Source organism: Streptomyces kebangsaanensis, assembly GCF_001906585.1.
GTDB classification, from domain to species: Bacteria; Actinomycetota; Actinomycetes; order Streptomycetales; family Streptomycetaceae; genus Streptomyces; species Streptomyces kebangsaanensis.
On sequence record NZ_JUJA01000142.1, the window covers coordinates 28,239 to 43,725 of the forward strand.

A 15,487-nucleotide genomic window follows, 5' to 3' on the forward strand; every position below is an offset into this window, starting at 1 on the left:
CCGAGCGCGGCCGCCTGCTCGGAACCCGTGCGGTACACGCCGGAGACGTACGCGGCCTTGAAACGCACCATCTCGTCGGTGCCGAACTTCAGGAAGCCGGAACCCGGGACGTTCGGCAGCTCGTAGGCGTCCGGGACACCGAGGGCGGCCCGCGACTCGGCGGCGGAGAACGTGCGCAGACCGATCCGGTACGACAGATAGGTCTCCAGCCCGCGCAGCCGGCCCTCCTCCAGCCGCTGCGAGGCGAGCAGCAGGTGCACGCCCAGCGACCGGCCGATGCGGCCGATCTGGACGAACATGTCGATGAAGTCCGGCTTCGCCGTCAGCAGTTCGCTGAACTCGTCGATCACCAGGACGAGTGAGGGGATCGGCTGGAGCGGTGCGCCGGCCGCGCGCGCCTTCTCGTAGTCGTGGATGTTGGCGTAGTGGCCCGCGTCGCGGAGCATCTCCTGGCGGCGGTTGAGCTCACCGCGGATCGAGTCGCCCATGCGGTCGACGAGCGTGAGGTCGTCGGCGAGGTTGGTGATGACGGCCGCGACGTGCGGCATCTGGGCCATGCCCGCGAACGTCGCACCGCCCTTGAAGTCGGCGAGGACGAAGTTGAGCGTCTCGGAGGAGTGGGTCACGGCCAGGCCGAGGACCAGGGTGCGCAGCAGCTCCGACTTGCCGGAACCGGTCGCACCCACGCACAGGCCGTGCGGGCCCATGCCCTCCTGGGCCGCCTCCTTGAGATCGAGCATCACGGGCCGGCCGTCCTCGCCGACACCGATCGGTACGCGCAGCCTCTCGGCCTGCGCGCGCGGCCGCCAGGTGCGCTCGGGGTCGACGGAGGCGGCGTCGCCCAGGTTCAGCAGGTCGGTGAACTCCAGGTTGGCGAGCAGCGGTTCGTCGTCGTCACCGCCCGACGCGACCCGCAGCGGAGCCAGTTGCCGGGCCAGCGCCTCCACGGCCTCGTACGACAGGACGTCCGGCGTCCCCTCGTAGACCATGCCGTGGGCGGACTCCAGCCGCAGCTCGTCCGGGCGCACCACGACGGAGAGGTCCCCCCGCCCGGAGGCGAGCTCTCCGGGCACGACTTCCAGGACCGTCACTCCCTGCAGACCCTCGGGGGCGGCCAGCAGGGACACGGGCGACAGGGAGACGCCGTCGAGCACGATCACCAGATGCGGCTGCTCGGGAACGGGCGGCCCCTCCGGGTGGAAGCGCGGCCGGCCCTGGAGGCGAGTGCTGAGCAGGTCCTCCAGCTCCACCGGGTCGGTCGTGATCAGGCGCCGGCTGCCCGCGCCGTCCGCGACGCCCGGGGCCTGGCTGTGCGGCAGCCACTTGGCCCACTCCCATTCCGGTGCGGCGTCCCGATGGGCGGCGACGGCGACGAGCATGTCCTCGGGGGAGTGCAGCGAGACGAGGGAGCCGATGAGGGCCCGGGCCATGCCGCGTACGGTCGTCGGCTCGCCGCTGACCGTCACGTGGTGGAAGGCGCGCAGCGAGACCGCCATGGGCAGGTCCTCGAGCGTGCTGTGGGTGGCGAGGAAACGCTGCATCGCACCCGCGGTCAGCGGCTCCAACTGGTCCACGGGGGCGGTCTCCGGCGGGACGAGGGGAGCGGCCAGGGCCTGCGGGCCGAGCCCCACGCGCACCTGCCCGAAGTCCTCGTCGCCGGTGCGCCTCTCCCACACCCTGCCGCCCTCGGCGACCAGCGCCCACAGCTGCTCGGGTGAGGGATGCAGGTAGTACTGGGCGTCGCGCTGGGCCCGCGCGGCGTCCAGGGCCGTGCGCCGGGTCTGCGACAGGTACCGCAGGTAGTCACGGCGGACGTCGGCCATCTGCCCCTGATTGCCGCGACGGTGACGGACCAGCATGGAGACGCCCATGGCGATGGTGGAGGCGATCATCACCATCCCCATGATCTTCATGAAGGGCTGGGCCTGCGGGTTGAAGAAGAACACCACCGAACCGCCCATGCCGAGCATGGGCAGGAGCTGCATCAGTGCGCCTTCCTGCTGCCCGCGAGGCAGTTCCGGCGGGGGCTGCAGCACGATCTCGTCCGTGGGTACGTCCTTCGGCAGTGCCCGCGGCGGACGCTTGACGACGATATGGCTCACTGCGCACCGATTCCCTTGCCCGACCGAGGAGTTCCGTCCGCCGCCCCGTGTCGGGCGGACGCCGATCGCGAACCGCGATCCTACTGACAACCGCCGGTTCCGGCGGGCGGTAGGGTGCCGGGCGAGACGTGTGAGCGGTCGCGGACCGCCCTGATGGAATCGGGTCGTTCACGACGTTCGAAGCGAGTGTCTCCGGCACCTTCCGGATGAGGCGGCGCAGCTGACCCCGGCAGTGAGGGAGGCGCCGCACGAACTCCCGCCGGAACGTACACGTGATTTCCACGGTCGGGCGTGCGCGGCGATGTGCCGGCCGGCCCCACCACCAACGAGGGGGAGCAACAGGTGAGCATGACGGCCTCCGCGTCAGCCGGGCCGAACGCCGGACCGGGTACCGGAGCTCCCTCCGGGGCGGGCACCGGGTTCGGCTTCTGCCGGGTCACGATCGTGGCGCCCGACAGCCGCATCGACGTGGCGTTGCCCGACGACGTGCCGGTCGCGGACCTGTACCCGGAGATCCTGCGGCTCGCCCGGCAGAGTCCCGCCGAGGGCGCGCCCGTCGGGTACCACCTCGTGCGCCGCGACGGCACCGTCCTCGACAGCTCCCGCTCCTTCGCGGCGCAGCGCATCCTCGACGGCGAACTGCTCACGCTGCGCCCGTTCGCCGAGTCGCTGCCGCCCGCCGTCTTCGACGACGTCTCCGAGGCGGTGGCCTCCGCCGTCACCCGCGACCGGGCGCTGTGGAACGGCGAGCTGACGCGGGCGGCCGGTCTCGTCGCGGGCTGCATCCTGCCCGCGCTGCTGGCGTTCGTGGCCTGGAGCTCGCAGATCCGCCACGACATGCACAGCCTTCAGGGCGTCCTCGCCGCCGTCGCAGGAGTGCTCCTGACCGCCGTCGCGTGCGTACGCGCGCGGGTGTACGACGACCGGGGCTCCGCGGTCGCCCTGGGGCTGGGCGCACTGCCGAACATCGCCGTGGCGGGATCCGGACTGCTGCCGCTCGCCGACGGGCAGGGCATCGGAAGACTCCAGTTCCTGCTCGCCTGCACGGCGGTCCTGCTCGCCTCCGTCGTGCTCACCCTGGTGTCGCCGGGCGGTGACGGCCCCTTCGTGGCGTTCGTCTTCGCCTCGGCGGTCGGGCTGGTCACCACGTTCGTCGGGATCCTCACCGACCTCGGGCCCGTCGAGACGGCCGCCGTCTGCGCCCCGCTCGCCGTGGGCGCGCTGGCCTTCCTGCCCGGACTGTCCGTGCGCTTCGCGCGGCTGCCCATCGGCTTCGACGCGCCCGCGCCCTCGCGCGGCGCCTACTCGGAGGGCGAGCCGGACGCGCACGAGCCCGTGGACGCCGAGCGCGTCGCGGCGCAGGCCCGCCGCGGTCACGAACTGCTCGTCGGTCTCGTCGGCGGCTGTGCGCTCGTCTCGGTGGGCGCGTCGATCGTCCTCGGCTTCTCCAGCGACGTCTGGGCCCAGCTCCTGGCGTTCGCGACCGGAGTGGCGATGCTCATGCGCGCCGGCCTGTTCCGCTACACCGCCCAGGTCGCCGCCACCCTGGCCGCGGGCCTGGCCGCCCTCGCCTTCCTCGGCGTCGGCCTCGCGCTGCACCCGCCCGTGGCGTACGTGCGTGACGCGCTGCAGGGCGACACCACCGCCCTCGACATGCGCAGCGTCTGGCTCGTGGCCGCCGTCGGCGCGGCAGCCGCCCTGGTCACCGCCATCGGCCTGATCGCTCCGCGACGCGGCGTCACCCCTTTCTGGGGCCGCTTCCTGGAGATCGCGGAAAGCTTCGTCCTGCTCACCCTGGTGCCGCTGGCCCTGGCCGTGTTCGACGTGTACGCGACGGTGCGCGCGATGACCGGCTGAGCCACCGGTCGCGGACGCACCGGGCCGGAAGGAACACCGGAAGGAGCAAGGGGGTGGCACGCGCGCGTGCCACCCCCCGTCACCTCCGCGCGCTCCTCACTCCTGCGCGGGCCCCCCGTCGCGCGGCGCCGGCTCCAGGTCGAACTCCCCGTCCCGGGCGCCCAGGACGAACGCCCGCCACTCCGCCTCCGTGTAACGGAGCACCGTGTCGGGGTCGAGGGAGGAGCGCATGGCCACGGCGCCGTCGGGAAGGTGGGCGATCTCGACGCGCTCCTCGTGCTCCTCCGTGCCCGGCGCGCAGTGCCACTCCACATCCGAGATGTCGAGGGCGTACAGCTCGTCGCGCTCCCGCTCCTTGCGTGCCTTGGTCTCCGCTTCCGTCTCCGCCATGCGCGGCGACCCCTTCCAGACGTGTCCCTACGGTGTCGGCGCTCACCCTAGTGGCTGGCCCGTCCCCACCCGGAACCCCTGCCGGACCGCGGCAAAGGGCCCCGCCCCGGCCTGGTATTCTGGCTGGCGGCCGTTTGTGTACGCACCCCCGGACGCCTCCGCAGGTGACCCTGCGGGCCCTGGAGGCCGCGCCCAGCGGATCCCCGCCTCCCGAGTAACGGAAGTCCCCCCGAGGAGAAGACCGGGGGCACTCGGTGGCAACCCACAGACCATGAGGAGTACCCGTGTCGCTCGACGCCGCCACGAAGAAGCAGATCATCGCCGAGTTCGGTACCAAGGAGGGTGACACCGGCTCCCCCGAGGTCCAGGTCGCCATGCTCTCCCGTCGGATCTCCGACCTGACCGAGCACCTCAAGACCCACAAGCACGACCACCACTCCCGCCGTGGTCTGCTGATCCTGGTCGGTCAGCGCCGCCGCCTGCTGCAGTACCTCGCCAAGAAGGACATCCAGCGCTTCCGTGCGCTGGTCGACCGCCTCGGCATCCGCCGTGGTGCGGCGGGCGCCAAGTAAGACGCCGTGAAGGGAGCGGTTCCCCCGGAGAGCAGGGGCCGCTCCCTTCGCCGTATGCAGGAAACGTGCGGACTGTCACCGCCGCTTTGTAGTGTGGTAGCAGAACGCACGGAGCAAGACGCGCACAGCGCGACGCACAACGTATGACGTGGCGTGATACGACCCGCCCGCAAGGGGTACGGCGTCATCACGCCCGACGAACGAGGAGAAGCGCACCTCGCCGCCGCCGGTCCTCGGTAGTGGCCCCCGGGGGAAGGATCCCGGGTGCTTCGATCGAAGACCGGCCCGCACCAGACGGCGCGCTTCTCCGCCACCGTCCCCCGCCACACGGGCGAGCGGGACGACGACGAGGAGAAAACGCTGGTGGAGAACGAGACCCACTACGCCGAAGCCGTGATCGACAACGGCTCCTTCGGCACCCGTACCATCCGCTTCGAGGCGGGCCGCCTGGCCAGGCAGGCCGCCGGTTCCGCCGTGGCGTACCTGGACGACGACACCATGGTGCTGTCGGCCACCACCGCTTCCAAGCAGCCCAAGGACCAGCTCGACTTCTTCCCGCTGACGGTCGACGTCGAGGAGCGCATGTACGCGGCCGGGAAGATCCCCGGTTCCTTCTTCCGCCGTGAGGGCCGGCCGTCCGAGGACGCGATCCTCACCTGCCGCCTGATCGACCGCCCGCTGCGCCCGTCCTTCAAGAAGGGCCTGCGCAACGAGATCCAGGTCGTCTGCACCGTCATGGCGCTCAACCCCGACCACCTGTACGACGTCGTGGCGATCAACGCCGCGTCCGCGTCCACGCAGCTGGCCGGCCTGCCCTTCTCCGGCCCGATCGGCGGCGTCCGCGTCGCGCTGATCCGCGGCCAGTGGGTCGCGTTCCCGACGCACACCGAACTCGAGGACGCCGTCTTCGACATGGTGGTCGCCGGCCGCGCCCTGGAGGACGGCGACGTCGCGATCATGATGGTCGAGGCCGAGGCCACCGAGAAGACCGTCAAGCTGGTCGAGGGCGGCGCCGAGGCCCCCACCGAGGAGGTCGTCGCCGCCGGTCTGGAGGCCGCGAAGCCCTTCATCAAGGTGCTGTGCCGCGCCCAGTCGGACCTCGCCGCCAAGGCCGCCAAGCCGACCGGCGAGTTCCCGATCTTCCTCGACTACCAGGACGACGTCCTGGAGGCGCTCACCGCCGCCGTCCGTCCCGAGCTCGCCCAGGCGCTCACCATCGCCGGCAAGCAGGAGCGCGAGACGGAGCTGGACCGCGTCAAGGGGCTGGCCGCCGAGAAGCTGCTGCCCGAGTTCGAGGGACGCGAGAAGGAGATCTCCGCCGCGTACCGCTCGCTGACCAAGACCCTGGTCCGCGAGCGCGTCATCAAGGAGAAGAAGCGCATCGACGGCCGCGGTGTCACCGACATCCGCACCCTGGCCGCCGAGGTCGAGGCCATCCCGCGGGTGCACGGCTCCGCGCTGTTCGAGCGTGGCGAGACCCAGATCCTGGGCGTCACCACCCTCAACATGCTCCGCATGGAGCAGCAGCTGGACACCCTCTCCCCGGTGACCCGCAAGCGCTACATGCACAACTACAACTTCCCGCCGTACTCCACCGGTGAGACCGGCCGCGTCGGCTCCCCCAAGCGCCGCGAGATCGGCCACGGCGCCCTCGCCGAGCGCGCGCTCGTGCCGGTGCTGCCCGCGCGCGAGGAGTTCCCGTACGCGATCCGCCAGGTGTCCGAGGCCCTCGGCTCCAACGGCTCGACGTCCATGGGCTCGGTCTGCGCCTCCACCATGTCGCTGCTGAACGCCGGTGTGCCGCTCAAGGCCCCCGTCGCCGGTATCGCCATGGGCCTGATCTCCCAGGAGATCGACGGCGAGACGCACTACGTGACGCTGACCGACATCCTCGGCGCCGAGGACGCCTTCGGCGACATGGACTTCAAGGTCGCCGGTACGAAGGAGTTCGTGACCGCCCTCCAGCTCGACACCAAGCTGGACGGCATCCCGGCCTCCGTCCTGGCCGCGGCCCTCAAGCAGGCCCGCGACGCGCGCCTCCACATCCTCGACGTGATGATGGAGGCCATCGACCGGCCCGACGAGATGTCCCCGAACGCCCCGCGGATCATCACCGTCAAGATCCCGGTCGACAAGATCGGTGAGGTCATCGGCCCGAAGGGCAAGATGATCAACCAGATCCAGGAGGACACGGGCGCCGAGATCACCATCGAGGACGACGGCACGATCTACATCGGTGCCGCCGACGGCCCGTCCGCCGAGGCCGCCCGCGCCACGATCAACGGCATCGCCAACCCGACGATGCCCGAGGTCGGCGAGCGCTACCTCGGTACGGTCGTGAAGACGACCACCTTCGGCGCGTTCGTCTCCCTGCTGCCCGGCAAGGACGGTCTGCTGCACATCTCGCAGATCCGCAAGCTGGCCGGCGGCAAGCGCGTGGAGAACGTCGAGGACGTGCTCGGCGTGGGCCAGAAGGTCCAGGTCGAGATCGCCGAGATCGACTCCCGCGGCAAGCTCTCCCTCATCCCCGTGATCGAGGGCGAGGAAGACGGCGGCGACGAAGAGCAGAAGGACGAAGCCGGCAAGTGACGTCCCGTGGCTTCAAGGCGACGGCCCGCTCCTCCTCGGAGGAGCGGGCCGTCGCCCGTACCCAAACCCTCATCAGGGGCGAGAACGGCATCGGCACGGTCCGCAGGACCACCCTCCCCGGCGGCCTGCGCGTCGTCACCGAGACCCTGCCCTCCGTACGCTCCGCCACCTTCGGCATCTGGGCGCACGTCGGTTCCCGCGACGAGACGCCGGCGCTGAACGGCGCCACCCACTACCTGGAGCACCTGCTCTTCAAGGGCACCTCCCGCCGGTCCGCACTGGACATCTCCGCCGCCGTCGACGCCGTCGGCGGCGAGATGAACGCGTTCACGGCGAAGGAGTACACGTGCTACTACGCGCGCGTGCTCGACACCGACCTGCCGCTCGCGATCGACGTCGTCTGCGACATGCTCACCGGCTCGCTGATCCTCGAGGAGGACGTCGACGTCGAGCGCGGCGCGATCCTCGAAGAGATCGCCATGACCGAGGACGACCCCGGCGACTGCGTGCACGACCTGTTCGCGCACACCATGTTCGGCGACAGCCCCCTCGGCCGCCCCGTCCTCGGCACCGTCGACACGGTCAACGCCCTCACCGCCGACAGCATCCGCCGCTTCTACAGGAAGCACTACGACCCCACCCACCTGGTCGTCGCCTGCGCCGGCAACATCGACCACGCCAAGGTCGTACGCCAGGTCCGCGCCGCCTTCGAGAAGGCCGGCGCCTTCAGGAACGGTCAGGCCGCCCCCGTCGCCCCGCGCGACGGCCGCCGCAACCTGCGCACCGCGGGCCGGGTGGAACTCCAGAACCGCCGGACGGAGCAGGCGCACGTCGTCCTCGGCATGCCGGGCCTGGCCCGCACCGACGACCGCCGCTGGGCCCTGGGCGTGCTGAACACCGCCCTCGGCGGCGGCATGTCCTCCCGCCTGTTCCAGGAGGTCCGGGAGAAGCGCGGCCTGGCCTACAGCGTGTACTCCTACACCTCCGGCTTCGCCGACTGCGGCCTGTTCGGCGTCTACGCCGGCTGCCGCCCGAGCCAGGTCCACGACGTCCTGCGGATCTGCCGCGACGAACTCGACCACGTCGCCCACAACGGTTTGACCGACGACGAGATCGGCCGCGCCATCGGCCAGTTCCAGGGCTCCACCGTCCTCGGCCTGGAGGACACGGGTGCGCTGATGAACCGTATCGGCAAGAGTGAACTGTGCTGGGGCGAGCAGATCTCCGTCGACGACATGCTGGCCAGGATGGCGGCGGTCACGCCGGACGATGTCCGCGAGGTCGCCCGGGACATCCTGGGACAGCGCCCGTCGCTGTCGGTCATCGGCCCGCTCAAGGACAAGCAGGCCGCGCGCCTGCACGACGCGGTCGCCTGACCGCTCGAGGCCGTACAACCCTCCGGTCAACCCCCTGGTCGTAAGGAAGCAAGAGATGAGCAAGCTGCGCGTGGCGGTCCTCGGTGCCAAGGGCCGGATCGGGTCCGAGGCGGTACGGGCGGTCGAGGCCGCAGAGGACATGGAACTGGTCGCCGCCCTCGGCCGGGGCGACCGGCTGGAAACCCTCGCCGAGACCGGCGCCCAGGTGGCGGTCGAGCTGACCACCCCCGCCTCGGTCATGGACAACCTCGACTTCTGCGTACGGCACGGCATCCACGCCGTCGTCGGCACCACCGGCTGGACCGACGAGCGCCTCGCGCAGCTGAGGGGCTGGCTCGACCAGTCCCCTCGGACCGGCGTGCTCATCGCCCCCAACTTCTCCATCGGCGCCGTGCTCACCATGAAGTTCGCGCAGATCGCCGCGCCGTACTTCGAGTCCGTCGAGGTCGTCGAACTGCACCATCCGAACAAGGTCGACGCCCCCTCGGGCACCGCCACCCGCACCGCCCAGCTCATCGCCGAGGCCCGCGCCAAGGCCGGCTCGGCCCCCGCGCCCGACGCCACCGTCACCGCCCTGGACGGCGCCCGCGGCGCCGACGTCGACGGCGTACCGGTCCACGCCGTGCGTCTGCGCGGACTGCTCGCCCACCAGGAGGTCCTGCTGGGCGGCGAGGGCGAGACGCTCACCATCCGCCACGACTCGCTCCACCACAGCAGCTTCATGCCGGGCATCCTGCTCGGCGCGCGCCGCGTGGTGACCACTCCGGGCCTGACCTTCGGCCTGGAACACTTCCTCGACCTCAACTGAGCACCTGAGCGAAACCGAAGCCCGAGCCCCTCATGCGCGCGAAGATCACCTACCTCGTCACGGCCGCCGTCCTGGTCTTCTACTTCGTCCTGGTCGGCAGCCGCGGCGTCCTGCTCATCCAGTCCGGCACGCCCGTGACCGTCACCTTCGGGATCGCTGTACTGATCCTGCCGGTGATCGGTCTGTGGTTCCTGTGGAAGAACACCCGGTTCGTCCGCCGGGCCAACCAGCTCGCCGCCGAGCTCGACGCCGAAGGAGGCCTGCCCGTCGACGACTTGAAGCGCACGCCGAGCGGGCGCGTCGACCGCGACGCGGCCGACGAGGTCTTCGCCCGGCGCAGGGCCGAGACGGAGGCGGCCCCCGACGACTGGCGCACCTGGTTCCGCCTCGCCATCGCCTACCACGACGCCCGCGACACCCCGCGTGCCCGCAAGGCGATGCAGCGGGCGATCGCCCTGCACGACGGCAAGCGGCCGGTCGGGGCCGCCTGACACCCGCGACCACCCCGTGCGTGACGGTGGGCCGGGTCTCAGTGGCTCCTGTTCTCCTCCGCCCAGGCCTCCACCGAGTCCGCGGCCCGGTCGAACGCCGTCAGACGGCCCAGGAAGTCGGCGTTGTGGGTGGTCATCAGCGGCGGCAGGTCCTGCGACCCACGGCCCTTGCGGCCGAGCACCAGCGCCTGACCCTGCACCGTGCGCGGCAGACCGAGCCAGCGCACCGGCTGCTGCACGGTCCGCACCCCCGCCACCTGCGCCCAGGGCGTCGTACGGGTGACGAGGAAGCTCACGTGGCGCAGCCCGCGCGTGCTGACCCACACGCCCATGCGCAGCAGCCGCAGCGCGCCGGCGATCACGGCCAGGGCGAGGCCGAAGCAGACACCGGCGGAGGACAGCGTGGCGGTGAGCGCGGTCACGACCCCCGCGAGCAGCACGAACGAGGCGAACAGCAGCAGGAGGGCGGCCGCCCCCACCCGGCACGGTCCGGGCCGGTAGGGGCGCCGCCAGCGCTCGCGGTCGTCGAACGGCAGCGCGACATCATCCGCTGCGTCGAACGCGCGGTCGGCCGTCAGGAAGGGCAGGGGCACGGCTGGTCCTCACTCAATCCACGCAAGAGCTGTGCCGGTGAGGCTATCCGTACGTGTCCATGCCCACCACCGGTGGGGGCCATGAGGGGGTTCAGCGCCCGTGGGACACCTGGGACTGCTGTGTCCCGGCGGGGGAGTGGGTGATGGTCAACGCGGGCATCCCCAGAATCAGGGAACCCGCCAGTGCCGCGACGATCGTCAGGCCCAGCAGACAGCGCCCGGCTATCCGGCCGGCGGACGCGGGCTCGGTGGGCGGGGGAGTGACATTGCTGCGGAACCTGTCGGCCTCGGCGACAAAGGCGAACGGGACGGGCTCGCGCCGACGGGGCATCGGGGGCACGGCTCCTTTCCGGGGTCGAACTGGGGTGTCTCACCCATACAGACGACCGAGTGCCCCAAAAGGTGCCCAAGTGCGGAAAACGGCTGGGGCAAGGTGCTGCCCGCGCCGCACGGAGCTCCCCGTAAAGTGGGCGCGGAGCATAAACGCAATGGGAAGGACCTTTCGTGATCTCCGGCGACGACGCCAAGCCGTTCATGCGCAGTGATGTCACTGTTGAGCTGGTCAAATCCAGCGCCTCGGACTCAGACGTCCTGTTCGCCGCCCGTGTCTCGACCGCCGGCGAGCAGTCACTGGAAGAGATCCGGAAGGACCCCGAGCGTTCCAGGGGCCTGATCAACTACCTGATGCGGGACAGGCACGGCAGCCCCTTCGAGCACAACTCGATGACGTTCTTCATCAGTGCTCCCATCTTCGTGTTCCGCGAGTTCATGCGGCACCGGGTGGGCTGGTCCTACAACGAGGAATCAGGGCGGTACCGGGAGCTTCAGCCGGTCTTCTACGTCCCCGACGAGTCCCGCAAGCTCGTCCAGGAGGGACGCCCCGGCAAGTACGTCTTCGCCGAAGGAACCCCCTCGCAGCACGCCACGGTTCGCAGCGTCCTGGACGAGTCGTACCAGCAGGCGTACACGGCGTACCAGAAGCTGCTCGCCGAGGGAGTCGCCCGCGAGGTCGCCCGCGCGGTGCTCCCCGTGGGCCTGTACTCCTCGATGTACGCCACCTGCAACGCCCGCTCGCTGATGCACTTCCTCGGCCTGCGCACCCAGCACGAGCTGGCCAAGGTGCCCTCCTTCCCGCAGCGGGAGATCGAGATGGTCGGCGAGAAGATGGAGGCCGAGTGGGCGAAGCTCATGCCGCTGACCCACGCCGCCTTCAACGCCAACGGCCGGGTCGCGCCGTAGCCGGCGCCCGTTCGCCCAGGTACAGGTGTACGGATCAGCCTCGCGAAGTGTCCGTATTGCGGCCTTTGGAGAAATTCATCTAGCCTGGTCAAACGGACCCGGCACTGCCTGAACCCCCGAGCAGGCAGTGCCGGGCTCCACCGCGTCGCGACCGGTCGCAGCCCCTAGGGCAGCCTCCGCACCGAGCAACGAGTAGCGTGTAACCCATGGCTCCGACCTCGACTCCGCAGACCCCCTTCGGGCGGGTCCTCACCGCCATGGTCACGCCCTTCACGGCGGACGGCGCACTCGACCTCGACGGCGCGCAGCGGCTCGCCGCCCACCTGGTGGACGCAGGCAACGACGGCCTGATCGTCAACGGCACCACCGGCGAGTCCCCCACCACCAGCGATGCGGAGAAAACGGACCTGGTCCGCGCGGTCCTGGAAGCGGTCGGAGACCGCGCCCACATCGTGGCCGGCGTCGGCACCAACGACACCCGCCACAGCATCGAGCTCGCCCGCGCCGCCGAGCAGGCCGGCGCACACGGCCTGCTGACCGTCACGCCGTACTACAACAAGCCCCCGCAGGAGGGCCTGTACCGGCACTTCAAGGCGATCGCCGACGCGACCGGCCTGCCGGTCATGCTCTACGACATCCCAGGCCGCAGCGGCGTCCCGATCAACACCGAGACGATCGTCCGCCTCGCCGAGCACCCGCGGATCGTCGCCAACAAGGACGCCAAGGGCGACCTCGGCCGGGCGAGCTGGGCCATCGCGCGTTCCGGTCTCGCCTGGTACTCCGGCGACGACATGCTCAACCTGCCCCTGCTCTCCGTGGGCGCCGTCGGCTTCGTCTCCGTCGTCGGCCACGTCGTCACCCCGGACCTGCGCTCCCTCGTCGAGGCGTACACGTCCGGCGACGTCCAGAAGGCCACCGAGATCCACCAGAAGCTGCTCCCGGTCTACACCGGCATGTTCCGCACCCAGGGCGTCATGACCACCAAGGCCGCGCTCGCCCTCCTGGGCCTGCCCGGCGGGCCGCTGCGGCTCCCCATGGTCGAGCTCACGCCCGAGGAGACCGAGCAGCTCAAGATCGATCTTGCCGCCGGCGGGGTACAGCTCTGACAACGAGACTTCGCACCACCCCGTCCCACCCAAGACCTCACAACTGAATAGGCGGGCCACCGGTGCCCGCATCGCACAACGACAACTGCTTCTGCACGAACGTCACGCGCGCCACGTGCCCACCGGTACGTGGCGCGCGTGGTAGAGGAGAGTCTTTTGAGTCATCCGCATCCTGAACTCGGCTCGCCCCCGCCGCTCGCCGAGGGCGGCCTGCGCGTCACCCCACTCGGCGGCCTGGGCGAGATCGGCCGCAACATGACGGTCTTCGAATACGGCGGTCGCCTGCTGATCGTCGACTGTGGAGTGCTCTTCCCCGAGGAGGAGCAGCCCGGAATCGACCTGATCCTGCCGGACTTCTCGTCCATCCGTGACCGCCTCGACGACATCGAGGGCATCGTCCTCACCCATGGCCACGAGGACCACATCGGCGGCGTCCCCTACCTCCTGCGGGAGAAGCCGGACATCCCCCTGATCGGCTCCAAGCTCACCCTGGCCCTCATCGAGGCCAAGCTCCAGGAGCACCGCATCCGCCCGTACACCCTCGAGGTCGCGGAAGGGCAGCGGGAGCACATCGGCCCCTTCGACTGCGAGTTCGTCGCGGTCAACCACTCCATCCCGGACGCCCTGGCCGTCGCCATCCGCACCCCGGCCGGCATGGTCGTGCACACCGGCGACTTCAAGATGGACCAGCTGCCGCTGGACAACCGGCTGACCGACCTGCACGCGTTCGCACGGCTGAGCGAGGAAGGCATCGACCTCCTCCTCGCGGACTCCACCAACGCCGAGGTGCCGGGCTTCGTCCCGCCCGAGCGGGACATCTCCAACGTCCTGCGCCAGGTCTTCGCCGGAGCCCGCAAGCGGATCATCGTCGCCAGCTTCGCGAGCCACGTCCACCGCATCCAGCAGATCCTGGACGCCGCCCACGAGTACGGCCGCCGGGTCGCCTTCGTCGGCCGCTCCATGGTCCGCAACATGGGCATCGCCCGGGACCTCGGCTACCTCAGGATCCCGGCGGGTCTCGTGGTCGACGTCAAGACGCTCGACGACCTGCCGGACCACGAGGTGGTCCTGGTCTGCACCGGATCGCAGGGCGAGCCCATGGCGGCCCTGTCGCGGATGGCCAACCGCGACCACCAGATCCGCATCGTCGAGGGCGACACCGTGATCCTGGCGTCGTCGCTGATCCCCGGCAACGAGAACGCGGTCTACCGCGTCATCAACGGTCTGACCCGCTGGGGCGCCAACGTCGTCCACAAGGGCAACGCCAAGGTCCACGTCTCGGGCCACGCCTCGGCCGGCGAGCTGCTGTACTTCTACAACATCTGCCGTCCGAGGAACCTGATGCCGGTCCACGGTGAATGGCGCCATCTACGTGCCAACGCCGAGCTGGGTGCCCTCACCGGAGTGCCGCACGACCGGATCGTCATCGCCGAGGACGGCGTCACCGTCGACCTCGTCGAGGGCAAGGCCAAGATCTCCGGCAAGGTCCAGGCCGGTTACGTCTACGTCGACGGCCTCTCGGTGGGCGACGTCGGCGAGCCCGCGCTGAAGGACCGCAAGATCCTCGGCGACGAGGGCATCATCTCGGTCTTCGTGGTGGTCGACTCCACCACCGGCAAGGTCACCGGCGGCCCGCACGTCCAGGCCCGCGGCTCCGGCATCGAGGACTCCGCCTTCAACGAGGTCATCCCGAAGATCGCGGAAGCGCTGGAGCGCTCCGCCCAGGAGGGCATCGCGGACACCCACCAGCTGCAGCAGCTCATCCGCCGCACGCTGGGCAAGTGGGTCTCGGACACCTACCGGCGCCGGCCGATGATCCTCCCGGTCGTCGTGGAGGTCTGACACGCGAACGGCCAGCGGGGCGCCTCGATTTGCGTCGGGGCGCCCCGCTCCAGTACGTTTACGGCTCCGCCCGGACGGGAACCCGAACGCTTCACGCGCTTCGATGGACGTTCCCGGAAAGGACGGGAAATCCGACTCAGAACCTCTGGTAAAGTCGGAACCGCCGGAAAGGAAAGCGCGGAAGCGCGGACCTGGAAAGCACCGAGGAAATCGGGTCGGAAAGATCTGATAGAGTCGGAAACACCGAAGGGAAGCGCCCGGAGGAAAGCCCGCGAGGGTGAGTACGAAGGAAGCGACCGTTCCTTGAGAACTCAACAGCGTGCCAAAAATCAACGCCAGATATGTTGATACCCCGTCTCCGGCCGTCACGGCCGGGGCGAGGTTCCTTTGAAAAAAACACAGCGAGGACGCTGTGAACCGAGGGGGATTATTCCTCCCCTCCGGTTCCGCTCCCGTGTGTGGCACCGGAGTACCGGTAGACATTCACGGAGAGTTTGATCCTGGCTCAGGACGAACGCTGGC

13 protein-coding genes are annotated in these 15,487 nt (G+C 70.2%); 9 read left to right on the plus strand and 4 right to left on the minus strand.

The window, feature by feature from the left end; genetic code table 11:
• The coding region (gene eccCa, locus RH94_RS44105) for a type VII secretion protein EccCa (protein ID WP_234425924.1) at positions 1 to 2,102 on the minus strand (2,102 nt) is incomplete at its 3' end.
• Positions 2,103 to 2,450: 348 nt separating this feature from the next.
• On the opposite strand from eccCa, the gene eccD reads away from it, so the two are divergent.
• A complete protein-coding gene (gene eccD, locus RH94_RS21105) occupies positions 2,451 to 3,959 on the plus strand; it encodes a type VII secretion integral membrane protein EccD (protein ID WP_073949090.1) in 1,509 nt (502 codons plus the stop codon).
• Between the two features lie 96 nt (positions 3,960 to 4,055).
• Here eccD and RH94_RS21110 read toward each other — a convergent pair whose 3' ends face one another.
• Positions 4,056 to 4,349: a DUF397 domain-containing protein gene (locus RH94_RS21110; RefSeq protein ID WP_073949077.1), complete on the minus strand. Its 294-nt coding sequence runs from the start codon at positions 4,347 to 4,349 to the stop codon at positions 4,056 to 4,058.
• Between the two features lie 284 nt (positions 4,350 to 4,633).
• Here RH94_RS21110 and rpsO point away from each other — a divergent pair, with 284 nt between their 5' ends.
• From rpsO to RH94_RS21135, 5 genes are all read left to right on the plus strand, one after another.
• Entirely contained in the window at positions 4,634 to 4,921 is a 288-nt protein-coding gene (gene rpsO, locus RH94_RS21115; RefSeq protein WP_073949078.1) for a 30S ribosomal protein S15, read from the plus strand.
• Positions 4,922 to 5,284: 363 nt separating this feature from the next.
• Positions 5,285 to 7,510, plus strand: coding sequence for a polyribonucleotide nucleotidyltransferase (locus tag RH94_RS21120; RefSeq protein WP_073949091.1), 2,226 nt, complete (start codon positions 5,285 to 5,287; stop codon positions 7,508 to 7,510).
• Positions 7,507 to 8,886, plus strand: a complete 1,380-nt coding sequence (locus RH94_RS21125; protein ID WP_073949079.1) for a M16 family metallopeptidase — start codon at positions 7,507 to 7,509, stop codon at positions 8,884 to 8,886. Before RH94_RS21120 ends, RH94_RS21125 begins: the two co-directional genes overlap by 4 nt.
• Positions 8,887 to 8,941: 55 nt before the next feature.
• A complete protein-coding gene (gene dapB, locus RH94_RS21130) occupies positions 8,942 to 9,694 on the plus strand; it encodes a 4-hydroxy-tetrahydrodipicolinate reductase (protein WP_073949080.1) in 753 nt (250 codons plus the stop codon).
• A 32-nt stretch (positions 9,695 to 9,726) separates the two neighbouring features.
• Positions 9,727 to 10,185, plus strand: a complete 459-nt coding sequence (locus RH94_RS21135; protein ID WP_073949081.1) for a tetratricopeptide repeat protein — start codon at positions 9,727 to 9,729, stop codon at positions 10,183 to 10,185.
• Positions 10,186 to 10,223: 38 nt separating this feature from the next.
• Here RH94_RS21135 and RH94_RS21140 read toward each other — a convergent pair whose 3' ends face one another.
• Positions 10,224 to 10,778, minus strand: a complete 555-nt coding sequence (locus RH94_RS21140) for a hypothetical protein (protein WP_073949082.1) — start codon at positions 10,776 to 10,778, stop codon at positions 10,224 to 10,226.
• Between the two features lie 91 nt (positions 10,779 to 10,869).
• Positions 10,870 to 11,109, minus strand: a complete 240-nt coding sequence (locus RH94_RS21145; RefSeq protein ID WP_073949083.1) for a hypothetical protein — start codon at positions 11,107 to 11,109, stop codon at positions 10,870 to 10,872.
• 203 nt (positions 11,110 to 11,312) lie between these two features.
• On the opposite strand from RH94_RS21145, the gene thyX reads away from it, so the two are divergent.
• From thyX to RH94_RS21160, 3 genes are all read left to right on the plus strand, one after another.
• Positions 11,313 to 12,017, plus strand: a complete 705-nt coding sequence (gene thyX / locus RH94_RS21150) for an FAD-dependent thymidylate synthase (protein ID WP_073949092.1) — start codon at positions 11,313 to 11,315, stop codon at positions 12,015 to 12,017.
• Between the two features lie 206 nt (positions 12,018 to 12,223).
• Complete coding sequence (gene dapA / locus RH94_RS21155; protein WP_073949084.1) at positions 12,224 to 13,123, plus strand: 4-hydroxy-tetrahydrodipicolinate synthase; 900 nt, start codon at positions 12,224 to 12,226, stop codon at positions 13,121 to 13,123.
• Between the two features lie 156 nt (positions 13,124 to 13,279).
• Positions 13,280 to 14,965 carry a ribonuclease J gene (locus RH94_RS21160; protein ID WP_073949085.1) on the plus strand — a complete coding sequence of 562 codons (1,686 nt, stop codon included), beginning with the start codon at positions 13,280 to 13,282 and terminating at the stop codon, positions 14,963 to 14,965.
• The last annotated feature ends 522 nt before the right edge of the window (positions 14,966 to 15,487 follow it).

What these genes read in the sequence shown, in the direction of transcription:
- eccD (WP_073949090.1), top strand. Translation starts at nt 2,451, where the DNA reads ATGACGGCCTCCGCGTCAGCCGGGCCGAACGCCGGACCGGGTACCGGA.
- RH94_RS21110 (WP_073949077.1), bottom strand. Translation starts at nt 4,349, where the DNA reads ATGGCGGAGACGGAAGCGGAGACCAAGGCACGCAAGGAGCGGGAGCGC.
- dapB (WP_073949080.1), top strand. Translation starts at nt 8,942, where the DNA reads ATGAGCAAGCTGCGCGTGGCGGTCCTCGGTGCCAAGGGCCGGATCGGG.
- RH94_RS21135 (WP_073949081.1), top strand. Translation starts at nt 9,727, where the DNA reads ATGCGCGCGAAGATCACCTACCTCGTCACGGCCGCCGTCCTGGTCTTC.
- RH94_RS21145 (WP_073949083.1), bottom strand. Translation starts at nt 11,109, where the DNA reads ATGCCCCGTCGGCGCGAGCCCGTCCCGTTCGCCTTTGTCGCCGAGGCC.
- thyX (WP_073949092.1), top strand. Translation starts at nt 11,313, where the DNA reads ATGCGCAGTGATGTCACTGTTGAGCTGGTCAAATCCAGCGCCTCGGAC.
- dapA (WP_073949084.1), top strand. Translation starts at nt 12,224, where the DNA reads ATGGCTCCGACCTCGACTCCGCAGACCCCCTTCGGGCGGGTCCTCACC.